Source organism: Pseudanabaena sp. PCC 9330 (assembly GCF_055795045.1).
This window is the reverse complement of sequence record NZ_JAYFES010000090.1, coordinates 51,998-67,313: the sequence shown is the minus strand read 5'-3', so window position 1 is coordinate 67,313 and position 15,316 is coordinate 51,998. Positions and strand designations below refer to the sequence as shown.

Annotated in this window: 13 protein-coding genes; 8 read left to right on the top strand and 5 right to left on the bottom strand. The window is 58.5% G+C overall.

Features of this window, described 5'->3' with window-relative positions:
* Positions 1 to 40: 40 nt before the first annotated feature.
* Positions 41 to 724 carry a hypothetical protein gene (locus tag AC0QKW_RS09215; protein ID WP_473150767.1) on the bottom strand — a complete coding sequence of 228 codons (684 nt, stop codon included), beginning with the start codon at positions 722 to 724 and terminating at the stop codon, positions 41 to 43.
* The gene (locus AC0QKW_RS09210; protein ID WP_473150766.1) at positions 717 to 1,079 is read right to left on the bottom strand and encodes an XRE family transcriptional regulator; all 363 of its coding nucleotides are present in this window, start codon (positions 1,077 to 1,079) and stop codon (positions 717 to 719) included. Before AC0QKW_RS09210 ends, AC0QKW_RS09215 begins: the two co-directional genes overlap by 8 nt.
* 90 nt (positions 1,080 to 1,169) lie before the next feature.
* On the opposite strand from AC0QKW_RS09210, the gene AC0QKW_RS09205 reads away from it, so the two are divergent.
* From AC0QKW_RS09205 to AC0QKW_RS09195, 3 genes are all read left to right on the top strand, one after another.
* A complete protein-coding gene (locus tag AC0QKW_RS09205; protein ID WP_473150765.1) occupies positions 1,170 to 1,433 on the top strand; it encodes a UPF0175 family protein in 264 nt (87 codons plus the stop codon).
* 1 nt (position 1,434) lies between these two features.
* Positions 1,435 to 1,926, top strand: coding sequence for a PIN domain-containing protein (locus AC0QKW_RS09200; RefSeq protein ID WP_473150764.1), 492 nt, complete (start codon positions 1,435 to 1,437; stop codon positions 1,924 to 1,926).
* 112 nt (positions 1,927 to 2,038) lie between these two features.
* Positions 2,039 to 2,692 (top strand): HAD family hydrolase, encoded by a 654-nt coding sequence (locus AC0QKW_RS09195; protein ID WP_473150763.1) that lies wholly within the window; start codon positions 2,039 to 2,041, stop codon positions 2,690 to 2,692.
* A 26-nt stretch (positions 2,693 to 2,718) separates the two neighbouring features.
* Here AC0QKW_RS09195 and AC0QKW_RS09190 read toward each other — a convergent pair whose 3' ends face one another.
* Positions 2,719 to 3,474, bottom strand: coding sequence for a substrate-binding periplasmic protein (locus tag AC0QKW_RS09190; RefSeq protein ID WP_473150762.1), 756 nt, complete (start codon positions 3,472 to 3,474; stop codon positions 2,719 to 2,721).
* A gap of 257 nt (positions 3,475 to 3,731) precedes the next feature.
* Between AC0QKW_RS09190 and AC0QKW_RS09185 the strand changes: the two genes are divergently transcribed.
* From AC0QKW_RS09185 to AC0QKW_RS09165, 5 genes are all read left to right on the top strand, one after another.
* Positions 3,732 to 4,628 carry a phytanoyl-CoA dioxygenase family protein gene (locus AC0QKW_RS09185; protein ID WP_473150761.1) on the top strand — a complete coding sequence of 299 codons (897 nt, stop codon included), beginning with the start codon at positions 3,732 to 3,734 and terminating at the stop codon, positions 4,626 to 4,628.
* Positions 4,629 to 4,787: 159 nt separating this feature from the next.
* The gene (locus AC0QKW_RS09180; RefSeq protein WP_473150760.1) at positions 4,788 to 6,212 is read left to right on the top strand and encodes an acyl-CoA dehydrogenase family protein; all 1,425 of its coding nucleotides are present in this window, start codon (positions 4,788 to 4,790) and stop codon (positions 6,210 to 6,212) included.
* Positions 6,213 to 6,512: 300 nt separating this feature from the next.
* Complete coding sequence (locus tag AC0QKW_RS09175) at positions 6,513 to 8,444, top strand: primary-amine oxidase (RefSeq protein WP_473150759.1); 1,932 nt, start codon at positions 6,513 to 6,515, stop codon at positions 8,442 to 8,444.
* 285 nt (positions 8,445 to 8,729) lie between these two features.
* Positions 8,730 to 11,336 (top strand): ATP-dependent chaperone ClpB, encoded by a 2,607-nt coding sequence (clpB, locus tag AC0QKW_RS09170; RefSeq protein WP_473150758.1) that lies wholly within the window; start codon positions 8,730 to 8,732, stop codon positions 11,334 to 11,336.
* 676 nt (positions 11,337 to 12,012) lie between these two features.
* Complete coding sequence (locus AC0QKW_RS09165) at positions 12,013 to 12,636, top strand: late competence development ComFB family protein (protein WP_473150757.1); 624 nt, start codon at positions 12,013 to 12,015, stop codon at positions 12,634 to 12,636.
* 26 nt (positions 12,637 to 12,662) lie between these two features.
* Here AC0QKW_RS09165 and AC0QKW_RS09160 read toward each other — a convergent pair whose 3' ends face one another.
* Complete coding sequence (locus AC0QKW_RS09160; protein WP_473150756.1) at positions 12,663 to 13,919, bottom strand: glycosyltransferase family 2 protein; 1,257 nt, start codon at positions 13,917 to 13,919, stop codon at positions 12,663 to 12,665.
* On the bottom strand, positions 13,919 to 15,313 hold the full coding sequence (gene argH / locus AC0QKW_RS09155; protein WP_473150755.1) for an argininosuccinate lyase: 1,395 nt from the start codon (positions 15,311 to 15,313) through the stop codon (positions 13,919 to 13,921). The genes AC0QKW_RS09160 and argH overlap by 1 nt, the downstream gene beginning before the upstream one ends.
* Positions 15,314 to 15,316: the final 3 nt, after the last annotated feature.

Genomic DNA, 15,316 nt, shown 5'->3' with positions numbered 1-15,316 from the left:
TAGAACGCTGGCTCCCCACTTCTTCCTCCAATCCCTGAAACTACCGTACCACAAGCTTTTTAGCAGCTTTCAGCCAACTTTTGTCAGTCAACCAGGCTTTAAACATACCCGTCCTAATACTCGCTTCTCCAAAATCAAGAATATCTCCACCGACCTCAGACATGTGAATTGTTGCTGACCACTGCCCCATGATCGTCATGAATAGCAATGCTTTATCTTCGATTTCCTGTTTTCTTGAAGAAGATATATGGATTTCCCATATCGGCTGATCTACAAGTTCAAACCATTGCGCAATGGGATCGTTTTGGTATTTGCTGCCAACGATTAGGTTAATGTTGCAGTAGCGATCGCCCTTTGCAAAGTCAGTAAGAACTTTAATGACAGCTTGATGAATATCACTAGATAGGTCTTTAGAAAAATCAAACGAAATACTTCTATCTTTAATGACTTGCTGAGACTCAAGATAAAGCTTGATCAGGTTATGACCGTATTTTTCCTTTACGAGTTTCTCCTCAGGGAACTGACCATTGTTCTCTATGTAATAGTTAAGAATCAGGCAAAGCTTCCCAATTCGTTCAAGGCCTGTTGACAAGTTAGAGAAGGATTGCGCATAAATACCTTTGGATGCATAATTTGCCTTTCTAATTTGAGTTACACCTGATCCAAGTAATTCATTTGTGAAAGTTGCTTCATTCAGCAAAGCTTTGAAAACTGAATCAAACATCTGGAAATTCTCTAAGTTCTAGCAGGGGTTGAGATGTGGGATACTCTCCCAATTCAGAGAAATTGGTAATTTTGACTGAGCCTTCAGGGAAACGAGCAATAATCTCTAGCTCTCCGCCCATGGCTTCGATATGGCTGCGTAGGGTTGAAATATAGGCATCGGCGCGTTTTTCCATCTTTGCGATCGCAGGCTGATTCACCTTCAACACCTCAGCCAGCGTTTGTTGAGATAGCCCCCGAGCCTGCTGAGTCTCTTGTAAGGGAATCTCTGCATGCAAAGCCTTAGCTTTCGCCGCTGCACAGGCTCGTGCTTCTAGCGCCATGCGAGATCTCAGGTTTGAGAAACTTTTGGTCATCGGGCGACCCTTTCCTTTGCAGTTGAAACTATTGTACCAACTCGGGTTTGATAGAATGAGTGCAACCACAAAAGGCCGATCGCCTAGTCCATGAAAATCACCCTCGAAATCCCTGATGGCATTGCAGCCCAGTTGGCAGACAGTCGCGAAACCCTAACGCGGCGCTTCCTAGAGTTGCTAGCGGTTGAAGCCTATCGCAAAGGCACCATTGGGGCTGGTGAAGTAGGGCAAATGCTAGGGTTTGCCTCCCGATGGGATACCTACGCCTTTCTACACGAGGAGCAAGCCGAGCCACCCTACGGCAAAGATGATTTAGAACGCGAGCGAGCTGTAATCGATTCGCTGCTTTCTTAGGGTGCTGGTTGTCTCCGATACATCTCCGCTTTCTTACCTAGTTGCAATTGAGCATATCGACTTGCTGCCGCGCCTGTTTGGCAGCATTCTAATTCCTGATATCGTTCGAGATGAGCTGTCGTCACCTAAGGCTCCATCCGTTGTTCAGGCCTGGGTTATCTCTCCTCCCAATTGGCTAACGGTTCAACCCTCACCACCACCACAGAGCGATCTCGATTTGCTAAAGCTAGATGCAGGAGAGCGAGCTGCGATTTTGCTGGCTGAGGCTCTGAAGGCTGACCTCATACTGCTTGATGATCTAGCTGCTCGACGACTGGCCGACCGTAGGGGACTAATGTTGAGTGGTGTGTTAGGTATTCTTGATCGAGCCGCCGCCAAGGGCTGGATAGATTTTGCCACAGCTATTGATCGGCTCCAACAAACAAACTTTCGAACGGCATCATCTATTGTGCAAGAGCTATTGCAGAAGCACGCTAAAACCCTCGATTCATGAATTGGTCTGATTACGTCATCCTCTAGCTAAAGACCTCGATCGCACCTAGCCAGCCACCCACCGCTTAACCTGGGGAACCTACAATGACCTGTAGCGTTTATGTCACCCCACCATGGACTTTCTCTGCCAGGCGATCATCTTTGATGTCGATGGGGTACTGATCGATTCAGACCCCGTCTCAGAGCGCCACTGGCGGGCCTGGGCCGATCGCCACGGGGTAGACTACGAGGCGATCGCCCGCATTCACCACGGCCGCCCCACGGTCGAAACCATTCGCCAGGTGGCTCCCCATCTGGAGGCCGCCAAGGAGGCCCATCTCAAAGAATCAGCTGAGGCCGACGACACCGATGGGCTAATGTTGTATCCCGGAGTGAAGGAACTGCTGGCTGGGCTGCCGCGCGATCGCTGGGCCGTAGCCACCAGCGGCACCCGCCGCACCGTCTCCCTGCGATTTCCTCACCTAGATATGCCAGAGCCGTCGGTGATGGTGACCGCTGACGATGTGCAGCGGGGCAAACCCGCGCCCGATCCCTATTTGCTGGCGGCTAAGCAGCTGGGCATTGCCCCGGCTGACTGTTTAGTCATTGAAGATGCGCCCGCTGGCGTTGAGGCGGCGAAAGCGGCTGGAGCCAAAGTCATTGCAGTGACAACCACCAACCGAGCTGAGGATCTAGGGCTGGCCGATGCGATCGCCCCCGCCCTAGTCTCCATTCAGATCAGCGCCAACTCCCATGTGCTGCTGGTTCAACTGCCTGAGGACTATTGAAGCCCCTGGGCCGTTGGCAATTTGTATCACTGAAAGGGGAAAGGCTTCCAGGGAATCCACTCGGCCCAGAGCTGGGCCAGGGTGCCGTCGGCAATGGCGGTGGCGATCGCCGCATTGAGTGTGGCATTGAGCGTGGGGTTGGCTTTGGCGGTGGCGATCGCAAAGGGGGCGCGGGTCGGCAGGCTAAAGGCCATCTCCAGCGAGTCGTCTTCCTCAGCGGCGACCACCAGCACCAGCTCGTCGTCGATCAGCGCGTCGATGTCTCCGGCCCGCAGGGCGGCCAGCATTTCCGGTAGCACCTGGTCGCTGCCGGGGTAGGGCACCGCCGTTGCACCGGGGAAGCCCTCCACCAGGGCAATATTGGTGCTGTCGGCCAGACCGCCCACCCGCTTGCCCGCCAGGTCTTCCACGGAAGCAATGCCGCTGCCCTTTTTCACCAGCACCGACTCATCAAACAGGCCGTAGGGCTGGGTAAAATCGACCACCTGCAAGCGTTCTGGGGTAATGGCCTGGTTAAACCACACCACGTCGTACTTACCGGTAGTCAGGCAGGTGTAGAACTCGGCCATGGGCAAGTTGTGCCACACCGGGGTCAGCCCCAGAGACTTGCAAATGGCTCGCGCCAGCTCAGGCTCGTAGCCCATGCGCTGCCCATCGGTGGCCAAAAAACTCATGGGGCGGGCATCGAAGTCGCTGGCGGCAATGTGCAAAATGCCCGGCTCAACGGTAAGGCTGGTGAGAGATTCGGTTGCAGGTTCAGCGTCGTGTAGTGGGGGACACATAATCTTTAGGGAGAGAACTTATTATGACAAGTACATAGGGCACCCCCGGATTTGTCAACTCATTTGCGACAAATTCTGCCCTGTAGGTTGGGTAAAACCCAGAGCAGGGCCTAGCACTGTTGGGTTCTGCTAGCGCCGCACCCAGCAGGGACTGCCTATGTTGAAATCGTCCTCTATGGGGTGGGCAATGCCCACCAAAGATAAATTTCTGTAGACCAACTTTGCCTTGTTTCCTGCACCCAGAGACTCTGTTTGCAATGGACTATCAACCCATTCAGCTCACCCCCGAGCAGATTCAGCAGTTCCAGAAGGATGGCTTCCTAATTCTGGAGAATGTTTTGCCTGCCGACTACACCAGCCGCCTCGCAGGCCGCCTGGAGCCTATGTTCCACGGCGAGTTTGAGACCGGTATTTTCCCCGATGAGTGGCACTGGCGACCGCGCATGAGCCTGCCCGATATCACCCGCGAGATCTGCAACGGCTGGAAGAGCGATCGCACCATCGCCAGCCTGGTTCTTTCATCAGAGATTGGTCGCCTCAGCGCCACGCTAGCTGGGTGGGCGGGTGCCCGCATTGGCCAAGACAGCCTGTGGATGAAGCCCCCCAGTGCCCAGGCGATCGCCATGCACCAAGACGGCGTCTACATCGACTACCTGGTGCCCGCCGAGATGATGACCTGCTGGGTCGCCCTCGATCGCGCCACCGCCGCCGATGGCACCCTGGTCTACGCCCGTGGCTCCCACAAATGGCCCATTTCCCACGTCGAGGGCGAGTTCCACGCCCCCACCAAAGACTACCGCTGGGCCATGCTGCAAGCTGCCGAGAATGCCGGAGTGCCTGAGCCCGAGCTGGTGGTGGTCGATGTGCCCGCCGGCAGCTTCGCCTTCCACCACGGGCGCACCTGGCACGGCCTTGGCCCCACCACCCGCACCGAGGGCATGTTCCGCAGCATCGGCCTGCACACCATCCCCGCTTCGTCCCAGTTTCACCCCACCAACCCCCAGGGCTACATCTACGGTCGCTACAAGCGGGTGGGCGATACGGCAATGGACGAGAGCTTCTTCCCCATCCTCTGGCGCAAGGACGGCTACCGCAGCCCCCACCTAGCGGAGTATTGCGACGACCCGCTGGGGGCCGCCATGGCGATCGCCTGACGAATGAAGCGACAAAAATCCCCTCTTGGGAGGGGTAGGGGTGGGTGGTCAACCTAACCCTCGCGACCCACCCCGCCCTCTGGGCACCCCTCCGAGGAGGGGATCAGCAATCCACCGTTTGCATACCTCCCGCTCCCTACTCCCCACTACCCCACTCCCATGCCTACCAAAACCTGGAACGGCCTCCCTTTTACCGGCCTCAGCGAAGACTTTGACCCCCAGTGGCTGCTCACCCCCGAGCAGCAAGCGCTTCAGGCGCGGCTGATCGAGCTGTGCGCGCAGGTCCTTAGGCCCAATGCGATCGCATCAGATCGCAACCTGATCTACCCCCGCGAGAATTTCAAAGCCCTGGCTTCCCTGGGGTTGCTCAGTCTGTTTGTGCCCAAAGAGTGGGGCGGCCTGGGCGAAAACCACGTTTGCGCCGCCATGGTGGTGGAGACCATCGCCCGCTACGGCTGCCCCAGCACGGCCATGTGCTACACCATGCACCTGGGGGCGGTGGCGGCAGCCCTGTTCCGCGCCCACGAGAGTCCAGAACTGCAAAGCCTGCTGAAGCGGCTGGATCGCGAGGTGCTGATCGGCAGCCTGTCCTACTCCGACCCGGAGACCGGCTCCCACTTCTGGTACCCCGTATCCTCGAAGGCGACGGCGACTCCCGACGGCTGGCAGGTACACAAAAAGGCGTCGTGGACCACCTCGGCAGGCTTTGCCGACTGGTACATTGTGCAGACCACCAGCCCCCACTTCGACGGCGATTTCTCAGACTTGTCCTGCTTTTTGATCTACGCCGACGAGGTGCAGGCCGAAACCCACAAGTGGGATGCCCTGGGCCTGCGGGGCAACCAGTCGGGTACGCTGCTGGTGGATGGGGTGACGGTACCGCGCGATCGCATGGTTGGCCCCGAGGGCGATGGCACCGCCAGCAACGATGAGATCGTTGACCCCTTCTTTTTGCTCTGCTCGTCGGCTTGCTGGAATGGGATTGCCCTGGGGGCGATCGACATCGCCAAGGCCCACGTCACCCGCAAAAAGCACGTGGATGTGGGCATGCGGGTGGCCGACTACCCCACCATTCAAGACTATTTTGGCGAGGCGATCATGGACACCAGCGCCTGCCGCATGTTCACCTTCTCCATGGGCCAGCTGATGGATCAGCTTACCCACGGGTGCGACTGGGCGATCCACGCCGACACCAGCGCCCTGCCCCGCGCCGCCTACCTGCACTGGTACTGGCAGATCAAGTTCGAGGCGGCCAAGAACGTGGCCAAGGTCTGCGACAAAATGCTCCACGCCTGCGGTGGCTCCGGCTTTAAAAAAGATATGGAGATCGAGCGCTACCTGCGCGACGGCAAGGCAGGCTGGGTGATGGGGCCAACCAACGAGGTGCTGCGCCAGTTCGTCGGCAAATCGGCTCTGCTGGGGTTTGACTCGCTCGACTACTGGAACCAGTCGGTGAACGAGCGGGTGCTGCACAACGAGCTGAAGAAAATGGACGCCGCCGAAAAGCGCAAGCTGGCCGAGGCACTGCTGGCGGATCTAGAGGAGGCCGAAACGCCTGCCCCTATTCCCGTCGCCGCCGCGTAGATCGCTTGCTAAGGCAAGTCCTACCGAACATCCCCTCTTGGGAGGGGCAGGGGTGGGTGAACCTAACCCCCGTGACCCACCCCGCCCTCCGGGCACCCCTCCGAGGAGGGGAGAGCACTTCACCGTTTCTCAATGCTTCAACATTTTGCTATCAAAAAGCTCTGCTGAACATCCCCTCCTCGGAGCGGCAGGGGTGGGTCAACCCAGCCCCCGCGACCCACCCCGCCCTTCGGGCACCCCTCCGAGGAGGGGACGGTTTTTCCTTGTTCTGCTTTCAACTACCCTACAGGAGCGTATCCCATGACTATTGCCCAAGAACGACCCACCGCGATCGCCGTTGCCCACCCTCTCGAACCGCTAACCCCAACAGAAATCGCCGCCGCCGTGGCCATTCTGCGCGATGAGAAATCTCTGGGGGCGACCATGCGCTTTGCCACCGTCACCCTCAACGAGCCCGCCAAAGAAACCGTCCTCAGCTTTCAGCCGGGGGATTACATTGTGCGCGAAGCCTTCGTCATCGTGCTCGACAACGCCACCGCCCAGACCTACGAGGCGATCGTCTCGCTGACCGAAGGCGTGGTGATCGCCTGGAAGCACATTCCCAATGTGCAGCCGCCGATCATGCTCGATGAGTTTCTGGAGTGCGAGAATGCGGTCAAGGCCTGCCCGGAGTTTATTGAGGCGATCGCCAAACGCGGCATTACCGACCCCAGCCTAGTCATGGTCGATCCCTGGTCAGCGGGCAACTACGGCCTAGAGGACGAAGAGGGCGTCCGCCTCTCCCGCGCCCTCTGCTGGGTGCGGGCCAACCCCACCGACAACGGCTACGCCCGCCCGATCGAAGGCGTCATCCCCGTGGTTGACCTCAACAAAATGGAAGTCATCCGGGTCGAAGACCACGGCGTGGTGCCCCTGCCGCCCCAGTCGGCCAACTACTCCCAGGAGTACGTTAAAAACTTTCGCACCGACCTCAAACCCCTGGAAATCATTCAGCCGGAAGGCCCCAGCTTCACCGTCGAGGGCCATGAGATTCGCTGGCAAAAGTGGAAAATGCGCATCGGCTTTACCCCCCGCGAGGGGCTGGTGCTCTACACCGTCAGCTACACCGACGGTGGCGAAGAGCGGCCCATTCTCTACCGCGCCTCGCTGGCGGAGATGACCGTGCCCTACGGCGACCCCCAGCCCCACCACTACCGCAAAAACGCCTTTGACGTGGGCGAGTATGGCGTCGGCACCCTGGCCAACTCCCTCAAACTGGGCTGCGACTGCCTGGGCGAAATCCACTACTTCGACGCCTTTATGACCAGCTCCCGTGGCGAGGTGGCCCAGATTGAACACGCCGTCTGCCTTCACGAAGAAGACTTTGGCATTCTCTGGAAGCATGTGGACTGGCGGACGGAGGAGACTGAAGTACGCCGATCGCGCCGTCTAGTCGTCTCCTTCATCGCCACCGTGGGCAACTACGAGTACGGCTTTTTCTGGTACTTCTACCAGGACGGCACCATTCAGTACGAGGTCAAGCTGACGGGCATGCTCAGCACAGCCGCCGTGCTCCCCGGCGAAACCCCCAAGTACGGCACCCTGATTGCCCCCCAGCTCTATGCCCCGGCCCACCAGCACATCTTCAACGTGCGCATGGACATGTGCATCGATGGCATGCAGAACTCGGTCTACGAGGTGGATGTGGAGCCTGAAGAGGACGAAGCTCTGAACCCCTACGGCAACGCCTTCTACGCCAAATCGACCCTGCTCGCCACCGAAAAACAGGCCCAGCGGCTGATCGACCCGATGAAGGCCCGCTACTGGAAGATCGTCAACCCCAACGAGACCAACGCCGTGGGCAACCCCACCGCCTACAAACTCATGCCCGGCGAAAACACCCTGCCCCTGGCTCGCCCCCATGCCAGCGTGATTAAGCGCGCCACTTACATGACCAAGCACCTGTGGGTTACCCCCTACGCCCCCGACGAAAAATTTCCGACAGGTGACTACCCCAACCAATCGCCTGGGGGTGAAGGGCTGCCCCAGTGGACGGAGGCCGATCGCCCGGTAGACAACACCGACCTGGTGGTGTGGTACACCTTTGCCCATACCCACGTGCCCCGCGCCGAAGACTGGCCGGTGATGCCCACCGCCTATGTCGGCTTTATGCTCAAGCCGCTGAATTTCTTCGACGAAAACCCGGCCAACGACGTGCCCCCGGCGGCCAGCAAACACAGCTGCTGCAACTAGCGCCCGGAGAAGGGCCTCCAGTCTCTGTGACCGATGATGGGAGTACTGGAGGCCCTTACCTTTGAGGGGCTGACGCAAATGACCGCAATGCCTAATTGCTAATGTTGCTGGCAAGGCTTGTCTGATCAGATTCACGACTTGTCTTGCCAATTTAATAAGTTGCCGACTGGGGCGGTTACCTCGCCTGAGAACAATCGTGAACACCGACCCTGCTCAGTCGTCCACTCTTTCTACAATGCAACCATAAGCGAGATTTTATGGAGCAGCCACGGGAGAGCGGAACCTATGCAACCCACCCAGAATTTGTTTACTGAAAAGGCTTGGGATGCCATTGTGCGATCGCAGGATATCGCCAAGCAGGCCCAGCAGCAGCAGATTGAGAGCGACCACCTGCTGCTGGCGTTGCTCGACCAAGATGGTCTCGCCAGCAGTATTTTTGCCAAGCTGGGGGTAAACGGAACTCAGCTGCGCGATCGCACCGAAGCCTTCATCAACAGCCAGCCCAAGGTGTCTGGGGCTGGCTCTTCGGTATACCTGGGTAAATCGCTAGATACCCTGCTCGATCGCGCCGACAAGTACAAAAAAGACTACGGCGACGACTATATTTCTATCGAGCACCTGATCTTGGCCTACCCCGGCGACAGCCGCTTTGGTAAGGCTTTGTTTCAAGAACTCGGGTTAAGCGAAGCCAAGCTCAAGCAAGTCATTCAAGACATTCGAGGCACCCAAAAAGTGACCGATCAAAACCCCGAAGGCAAGTATCAATCGCTCGAAAAATACGGGCGCGACCTCACCGATGCCGCCCGCCGGGGCAAACTCGACCCGGTGATTGGCCGCGACGACGAGATTCGCCGCACCATTCAGATTCTCTCGCGGCGCACCAAAAATAACCCGGTGCTGATTGGCGAACCGGGGGTGGGTAAGACTGCGATCGCTGAGGGTTTGGCCCAGCGCATTGTCAACGGCGACGTGCCCCAATCGCTCAAAGACCGTCAGCTGATCGCCCTCGACATGGGCGCGTTAATCGCCGGGGCCAAGTATCGCGGCGAGTTCGAAGAACGCCTCAAGTCAGTGCTGAAGGAAGTCACCGACTCCGAGGGGCAAATCGTTCTCTTTATCGACGAAATTCACACCGTTGTCGGCGCGGGCGCGACCCAGGGGGCGATGGATGCGGGCAACCTGCTGAAGCCCATGCTGGCTCGCGGCGAGCTGCGCTGCATCGGCGCGACAACGCTGGATGAGTACCGCAAATATATTGAGAAAGACGCTGCTCTAGAACGCCGCTTTCAGCAAGTCTACGTCGATCAGCCCAGCGTAGAGGACACGGTTTCGATTTTGCGCGGCCTTAAAGATCGCTACGAAACCCACCACGGGGTAAAAATCTCCGACAGCGCCCTGGTAGCGGCGGCCACATTGTCTACCCGGTACATCAGCGATCGCTTTTTGCCCGACAAGGCCATCGACCTGGTTGATGAAGCCGCCGCCAAACTCAAAATGGAGATCACCTCTAAGCCGGAGGAACTGGATGAAGTCGATCGCAAAATCCTCCAGCTCGAAATGGAGCGGCTGTCGCTAAAGAAAGAAGTAGACGCCTCCTCCCTGGAGCGCCTAGAGCGGATCGAGCGCGAGCTAGCCGATCTTAAAGAGCAGCAAAGCGCCCTAAATGCTCAATGGCAGTCTGAAAAAGACACCATCGACAACATTCAGTCAGTCAAAGAAGCGATCGACCAGATCAACATCGAAATTCAGCAGGCCGAGCGCGACTACGATCTTAACCGAGCCGCTGAGCTCAAGTACGGCAAGCTCACCGAGCTACAGCGCCAGCTCGAAACCGCTGAGACCCAGCTCACCGCCACCCAGACCACTGGCAAAACCCTGCTGCGCGAAGAGGTCACCGAAGAAGATATTGCCGAGATCATTTCTAAATGGACGGGCATTCCGGTGAGCAAGCTGGTGCAGTCGGAAATGCAAAAACTGCTGCTGCTCGAAGACGAGCTGCACGAGCGGGTGATCGGCCAGGAGGAAGCGGTGACGGCGGTGGCCGATGCCATTCAGCGATCGCGGGCCGGACTGGCGGACCCCAATCGCCCGATCGCCAGCTTTATCTTTCTTGGCCCCACGGGGGTGGGCAAAACCGAGCTGGCCAAGGCTCTGGCCGCCTACCTGTTCGACACCGAAGAGGCCCTGGTGCGCATCGACATGTCTGAATACATGGAGAAGCACACCGTCTCCCGCCTGATCGGTGCGCCTCCCGGTTACGTCGGCTACGACGAGGGCGGCCAGCTCACCGAGGCCATTCGCCGCCGCCCCTTTGCGGTGATTCTCTTCGACGAGATCGAGAAGGCCCACCCCGATGTGTTTAACATCATGCTGCAAATCCTCGACGATGGCCGCGTTACCGATGCCCAGGGCCGCACGGTGGACTTCAAAAACGCCATCATCATTATGACCAGCAACATCGGCTCCCAGTTCATCCTCGACGTGGCCGGCGATGACAGCCGCTACGACGAAATGAAAGCCCGTGTGATGGAGGCTCTACGCGGCAACTTCCGCCCTGAGTTTCTCAACCGGGTCGATGAGATGATTATCTTCCACGGTCTGCTCAAGTCGCAGCTGCGGGAGATTGTCAAACTGCAAGTCGTCCGCCTCCAAGACCGGCTTGAAGACCGCAAGATGGCCGTCAACCTCAGCGAGTCGGCCCTCGACTTTTTGGCCGAGGTGGGCTACGACCCCGTCTACGGGGCTCGCCCTCTAAAGCGGGCGATTCAGCGTGAGCTAGAGACCCAGATTGCCAAGTCCATTCTGCGGGGTGATTTTGCCCCAGGCGACACCATCGCCGTGGATGTTGAAAACGAGCGTCTCTCCTTCCATCGACTGGGGGCGATCGCCTAGCCGCCCTCCATGAGAGGCCCACTGGGTGCGCACAAATGTGGCGGCTGGCCTGGATAGATTCCCCCCTAGCCGGTGGGTAATCGCAAGTGTCTGTAAACAGGGGGCAGTCGATCCTCTTTGAGGAAAAACTGCCCCTTTCTCAAGGGGGCTTGAGGGAGGAATGCTGGCAAGGCGCATGTGGGGGGAGCAATCGATGGCAGCCTAACAACTCAACTGCGATCGCCCCACATGCGCCCCAGAATCGCCCCCGATGTAAACCTTTGAAACAGCCAATAGCGTTTTAGTGACTACGGTTGCAACGACCAGAGAAAGTTTGGCACTATTACCCTAAGGGTGAATTAGTGTATGTACTAGAGAGGGTTGCATCCTGTCAGGGTGATTTTCCGTAATCTCCCTTAGATAATTTGTATTCGTAGTTATTGCTTCTAGGCTTTAGGCCTAGCTTCTTGGGAAAATCACAGTCTGCTCTCCTCGAGATCCGTAGTTTTTCTCTAGGTAAAACTACAGAAAAAAGACTTTGATAAGGACAACCCTGCTTTTTCCTGAATCGGGGTAAGCCTTGGGCAAGACACAGACCCGCTGAAACCTGCTAAACGCTCTATTTGAGGAGTGTTCATGAGTCAACCGGGTGCCCTTGGCCGTTGCATTCGCACATATCGTCAGCATGGGGTTGGTTATGACAACAAGACACGACATTCCTAGACACGGCTACATAAACGTGATGGAGCTTCTCGTAGCCGAGGAAGTGGAAAAACAGGTAAAGGGGATGCAGCCCCGGATGCTGAAATATCTCAAGCAGGTAGAGGTAGAAACCTACGCCCTCAATCGCCTGCCCTCTCTCTATGCCTCTAGCGAAAAAGGCTGGCAGCTCCAGTACGAAAAAGCTAAGCGCGAGTTTCACAACCAGATCAAGAGTGCCGTTCGCCAAGCCTTTGCGGCGGTACAGGTCGATCCCATTCGCTCCTCTGAGCCCCTCCAATTGCAAGATAGCGAAACCGCCAGTGCCGCTCTCAACGCCCTGCGGGAGATGCTTAGACAGCCTGACCTGAGCTGGGATGGCGTTATCAATCGGCTGCGATCGGCCCTAGGTCAAAAAGCTGAGCCTCAGGCTGAGGTCGGAGAGGGGTCTCACCGCACTCGCTATCGTCCAGGGGCTCCCGAGATGCCCACCGCTGAGCAAGACCATGAGCACGGCCACTACTGGCGTCCCGGTACCTACGGTTCTGAAGTGTCGTGGCAAAAAAGCCACACCAACTCCACGGGTGAGTTTGACTGGAATGACTCTCGCTACGCCAAGTAGTGACTTTTTCCTAAACTTATATCAGGCTACATCAGGCCTGCCTGCACCATCAGCGATGCGGGCAGGCCTAATTTATTTACCCCCTGGCGCAGGTCGGCGGCGGCGGGGGGGTTAACCCTGTCGTAGAGGTCGATCGCCCGCCGAAAGGCCTGGAGTGCTTCGGGCATTTGGCCCAGCTTAAACAGAGCTACCCCCAGATTTTGGTGGGCCTCTGGGTAGTTAGGGGCGAGGGCGATCGCCTGGCGGTAGGCGGCGATCGCCTCGTCGAGATAGCCCCGAGCGCGGTGGGCGGTGCCGAGGTTGTAGTGGGCCAAAGCGAGGCTGGGGTCGGCAGCGATCGCCTGCTCAAACAGCGCGATCGCCCCTTCTAAATCACCCTCGTTTTTTTTCAGACTGCCGTAGTTGACCCAGGCTCCCAGCTTGAGCACGGGGGGAATAGGCTCAGCCAGGGCCGCTTCATAGTCAGCGGCTGCACCGGGGCGATTCTTCTCTAGAGAGGCTTGATTAACGCTTAGGGCCAGGGCGCGATGGTAGTGCAGCTCATAGCGAGTCAGCTGGTCAAGGTCGTTGGCCTGCCCCAGGGCGCGATCGAGTAGAGGCAGCGCCCGCTCGGCCTGGTCTGACTCGACGTAGAGAGCGGCCAGCTTGTTGAGCAGGTAGGCATCGTCGGGGTGATCGGCCAGATAGCCCTCCATCGTGGTGCGGGCGCGATCAAACTTGCCCCGCTGCACTACCACCGCCGGATCGTAACCGGTGTGGTGGATCGCTACATCGGTAAGGGTGACCACCTGCCAGTGGGGAGATTGCCGCTGGAGTGCCGCAATGCTCTCGTCGACGGTCTCATGGTAAGGACGGTTGAAGGTGATCTCTGGCTGCCGCCGGAACAGGCGGGTGATCAGGGTGTAGGGGGTCTGGGGCGCACCCAACTCTAGACGGAGCAGGTTGAGGGCCAGTACATCGGCGGCGGCCACCTGCCCTAGGGGTTGGCCCTGGTCGAGGTTTTGCAGTAGTGCCACAGCCGGGGGCAGCAGTACCTCGTCGGCGTCGAGCACTAGCACCCAGTCGCCGGTAGCCTGGCGCAGCGACTCGTTGCGGGCGGCGGCAAAGTCATTAGTCCAGTCAAAGTGGTAAACCTTGGCCCCATAAGACTGGGCGATCGCCACGGTGTCATCCCTAGACCCAGTGTCGACCACGACGATCTCGCCCACGGCCCCCTGGGCACTCTCCAGGGCGCGGGCTAGGGTGGCGGCTTCGTCGCGCACGATCATGCAGAGGCTGATCATCAGGCTTCTCCGAGGGTTTGGGTGGCCCGCTGAAGGGCCTGGCGCACCTGGTCAAAGCCGGTGCCACCGTAGCTGTTGCGGGCTGAGACTACCTGCTGGGGGGCGATCGCTGCGTAGATATCGTCCTCAAAGGCGGGATGAATGGCCTGCCATTCGTCTAGGGTCAGCTCTCGCAGCAGCTTGTTGGCCGCTAGCGATGTCTTCACCACCTTACCCACCAGGTTGTAGGCTTCGCGGAAGGGTACCCCCTTGGTGGCCAGGTAATCGGCCACATCGGTGGCGTTGGCGTAGTCTTCGTTGACTGCCTGGCGCAGACGCGGCACCTGGAAGTTGACGCCCTCCGCCAGCAAAATGGTCATCGCCTCAATGCAGCCGCGCACGGTGGACACCGTGTCGAAGATGGCCTCTTTGTCTTCTTGCAGGTCTTTGTTGTAGGCCAGGGGCAGACCCTTCATCATCACCAGCAGCCCTTGCAGGTGGCCGAAGACGCGGCCTGTCTTGCCCCGCACCAGCTCGGGCACGTCGGGGTTTTTCTTTTGGGGCATGATGCTAGAGCCGGTAGAGCAGCTGTCGTTGAGGGTGACAAAGCTGAACTCCTCCGACGCCCAGAGAATCATCTCTTCCGACAGGCGCGACAGGTGCACCATGATCAGGCTGGCGGCACAGGCAAACTCGATCGCAAAGTCTCGATCGCTCACCCCGTCGAGGCTGTTGCCATAGACCTTCTCAAACCCCAGCAGCTCAGCTGAGTACTGGCGATCGATCGGAAAGGTGGTTCCCGCCAGGGCACCGCAGCCCAGGGGCGAAATATTCACCCGCTTTTGCAGGTCGTGGAGGCGATCCCAATCGCGCTGGGCCATGTCAAAGTAGGCCAGCAGGTGGTGGGCCAGGCTGAGGGGCTGGGCTCGCTGCAGGTGGGTATAGCCAGGGATCAGGGTTTCGACATGGGTTTCGGCCAGCCCCAGCAGGGTGCCCTGGTACTGGCGCAGCTGGGTTTGGATCGCCTCGATCTGGGCGCGCAGGTAGAGGCGCAGGTCAGTGCCCACCTGGTCGTTGCGGCTGCGGGCGGTGTGCAGCTTTTTGCCCACGTCGCCGATCAGCTCGGTCAGCCTGCGCTCCACAGCAAAATGGATATCCTCAGCCTCTACCCCTGGGGTGAACTTGCCCTGACGGTATTCTTGCCGGATGGTCTCTAGGCCATGGACGATCTGCTCGCCCTCGGTGGGGCTAATGATGCCGGTTTTGACCAGCATTTTGGCGTGGGCCTCAGAGCCAGTGAGGTCGTACTCAATCAGCTGAATGTCAAAGCCGATGCTGGCGTTAAACTGCGCGATCGCCGGGTGTAGAGCGGTCTCAAACCGCTGGCTCCAGGTTTGGGGAAGGGGCGTTTGCATGAC

Coding starts and splice junctions, on each gene's coding strand:
- AC0QKW_RS09215 (WP_473150767.1), bottom strand. CDS start 724: ATGTTTGATTCAGTTTTCAAAGCTTTGCTGAATGAAGCAACTTTCACA.
- AC0QKW_RS09195 (WP_473150763.1), top strand. CDS start 2,039: ATGGACTTTCTCTGCCAGGCGATCATCTTTGATGTCGATGGGGTACTG.
- AC0QKW_RS09175 (WP_473150759.1), top strand. CDS start 6,513: ATGACTATTGCCCAAGAACGACCCACCGCGATCGCCGTTGCCCACCCT.
- AC0QKW_RS09165 (WP_473150757.1), top strand. CDS start 12,013: ATGACAACAAGACACGACATTCCTAGACACGGCTACATAAACGTGATG.
- AC0QKW_RS09190 (WP_473150762.1), bottom strand. CDS start 3,474: ATGTGTCCCCCACTACACGACGCTGAACCTGCAACCGAATCTCTCACC.
- AC0QKW_RS09160 (WP_473150756.1), bottom strand. CDS start 13,919: ATGATCAGCCTCTGCATGATCGTGCGCGACGAAGCCGCCACCCTAGCC.
- argH (WP_473150755.1), bottom strand. CDS start 15,313: ATGCAAACGCCCCTTCCCCAAACCTGGAGCCAGCGGTTTGAGACCGCT.
- AC0QKW_RS09210 (WP_473150766.1), bottom strand. CDS start 1,079: ATGACCAAAAGTTTCTCAAACCTGAGATCTCGCATGGCGCTAGAAGCA.
- AC0QKW_RS09185 (WP_473150761.1), top strand. CDS start 3,732: ATGGACTATCAACCCATTCAGCTCACCCCCGAGCAGATTCAGCAGTTC.
- clpB (WP_473150758.1), top strand. CDS start 8,730: ATGCAACCCACCCAGAATTTGTTTACTGAAAAGGCTTGGGATGCCATT.
- AC0QKW_RS09180 (WP_473150760.1), top strand. CDS start 4,788: ATGCCTACCAAAACCTGGAACGGCCTCCCTTTTACCGGCCTCAGCGAA.
- AC0QKW_RS09205 (WP_473150765.1), top strand. CDS start 1,170: ATGAAAATCACCCTCGAAATCCCTGATGGCATTGCAGCCCAGTTGGCA.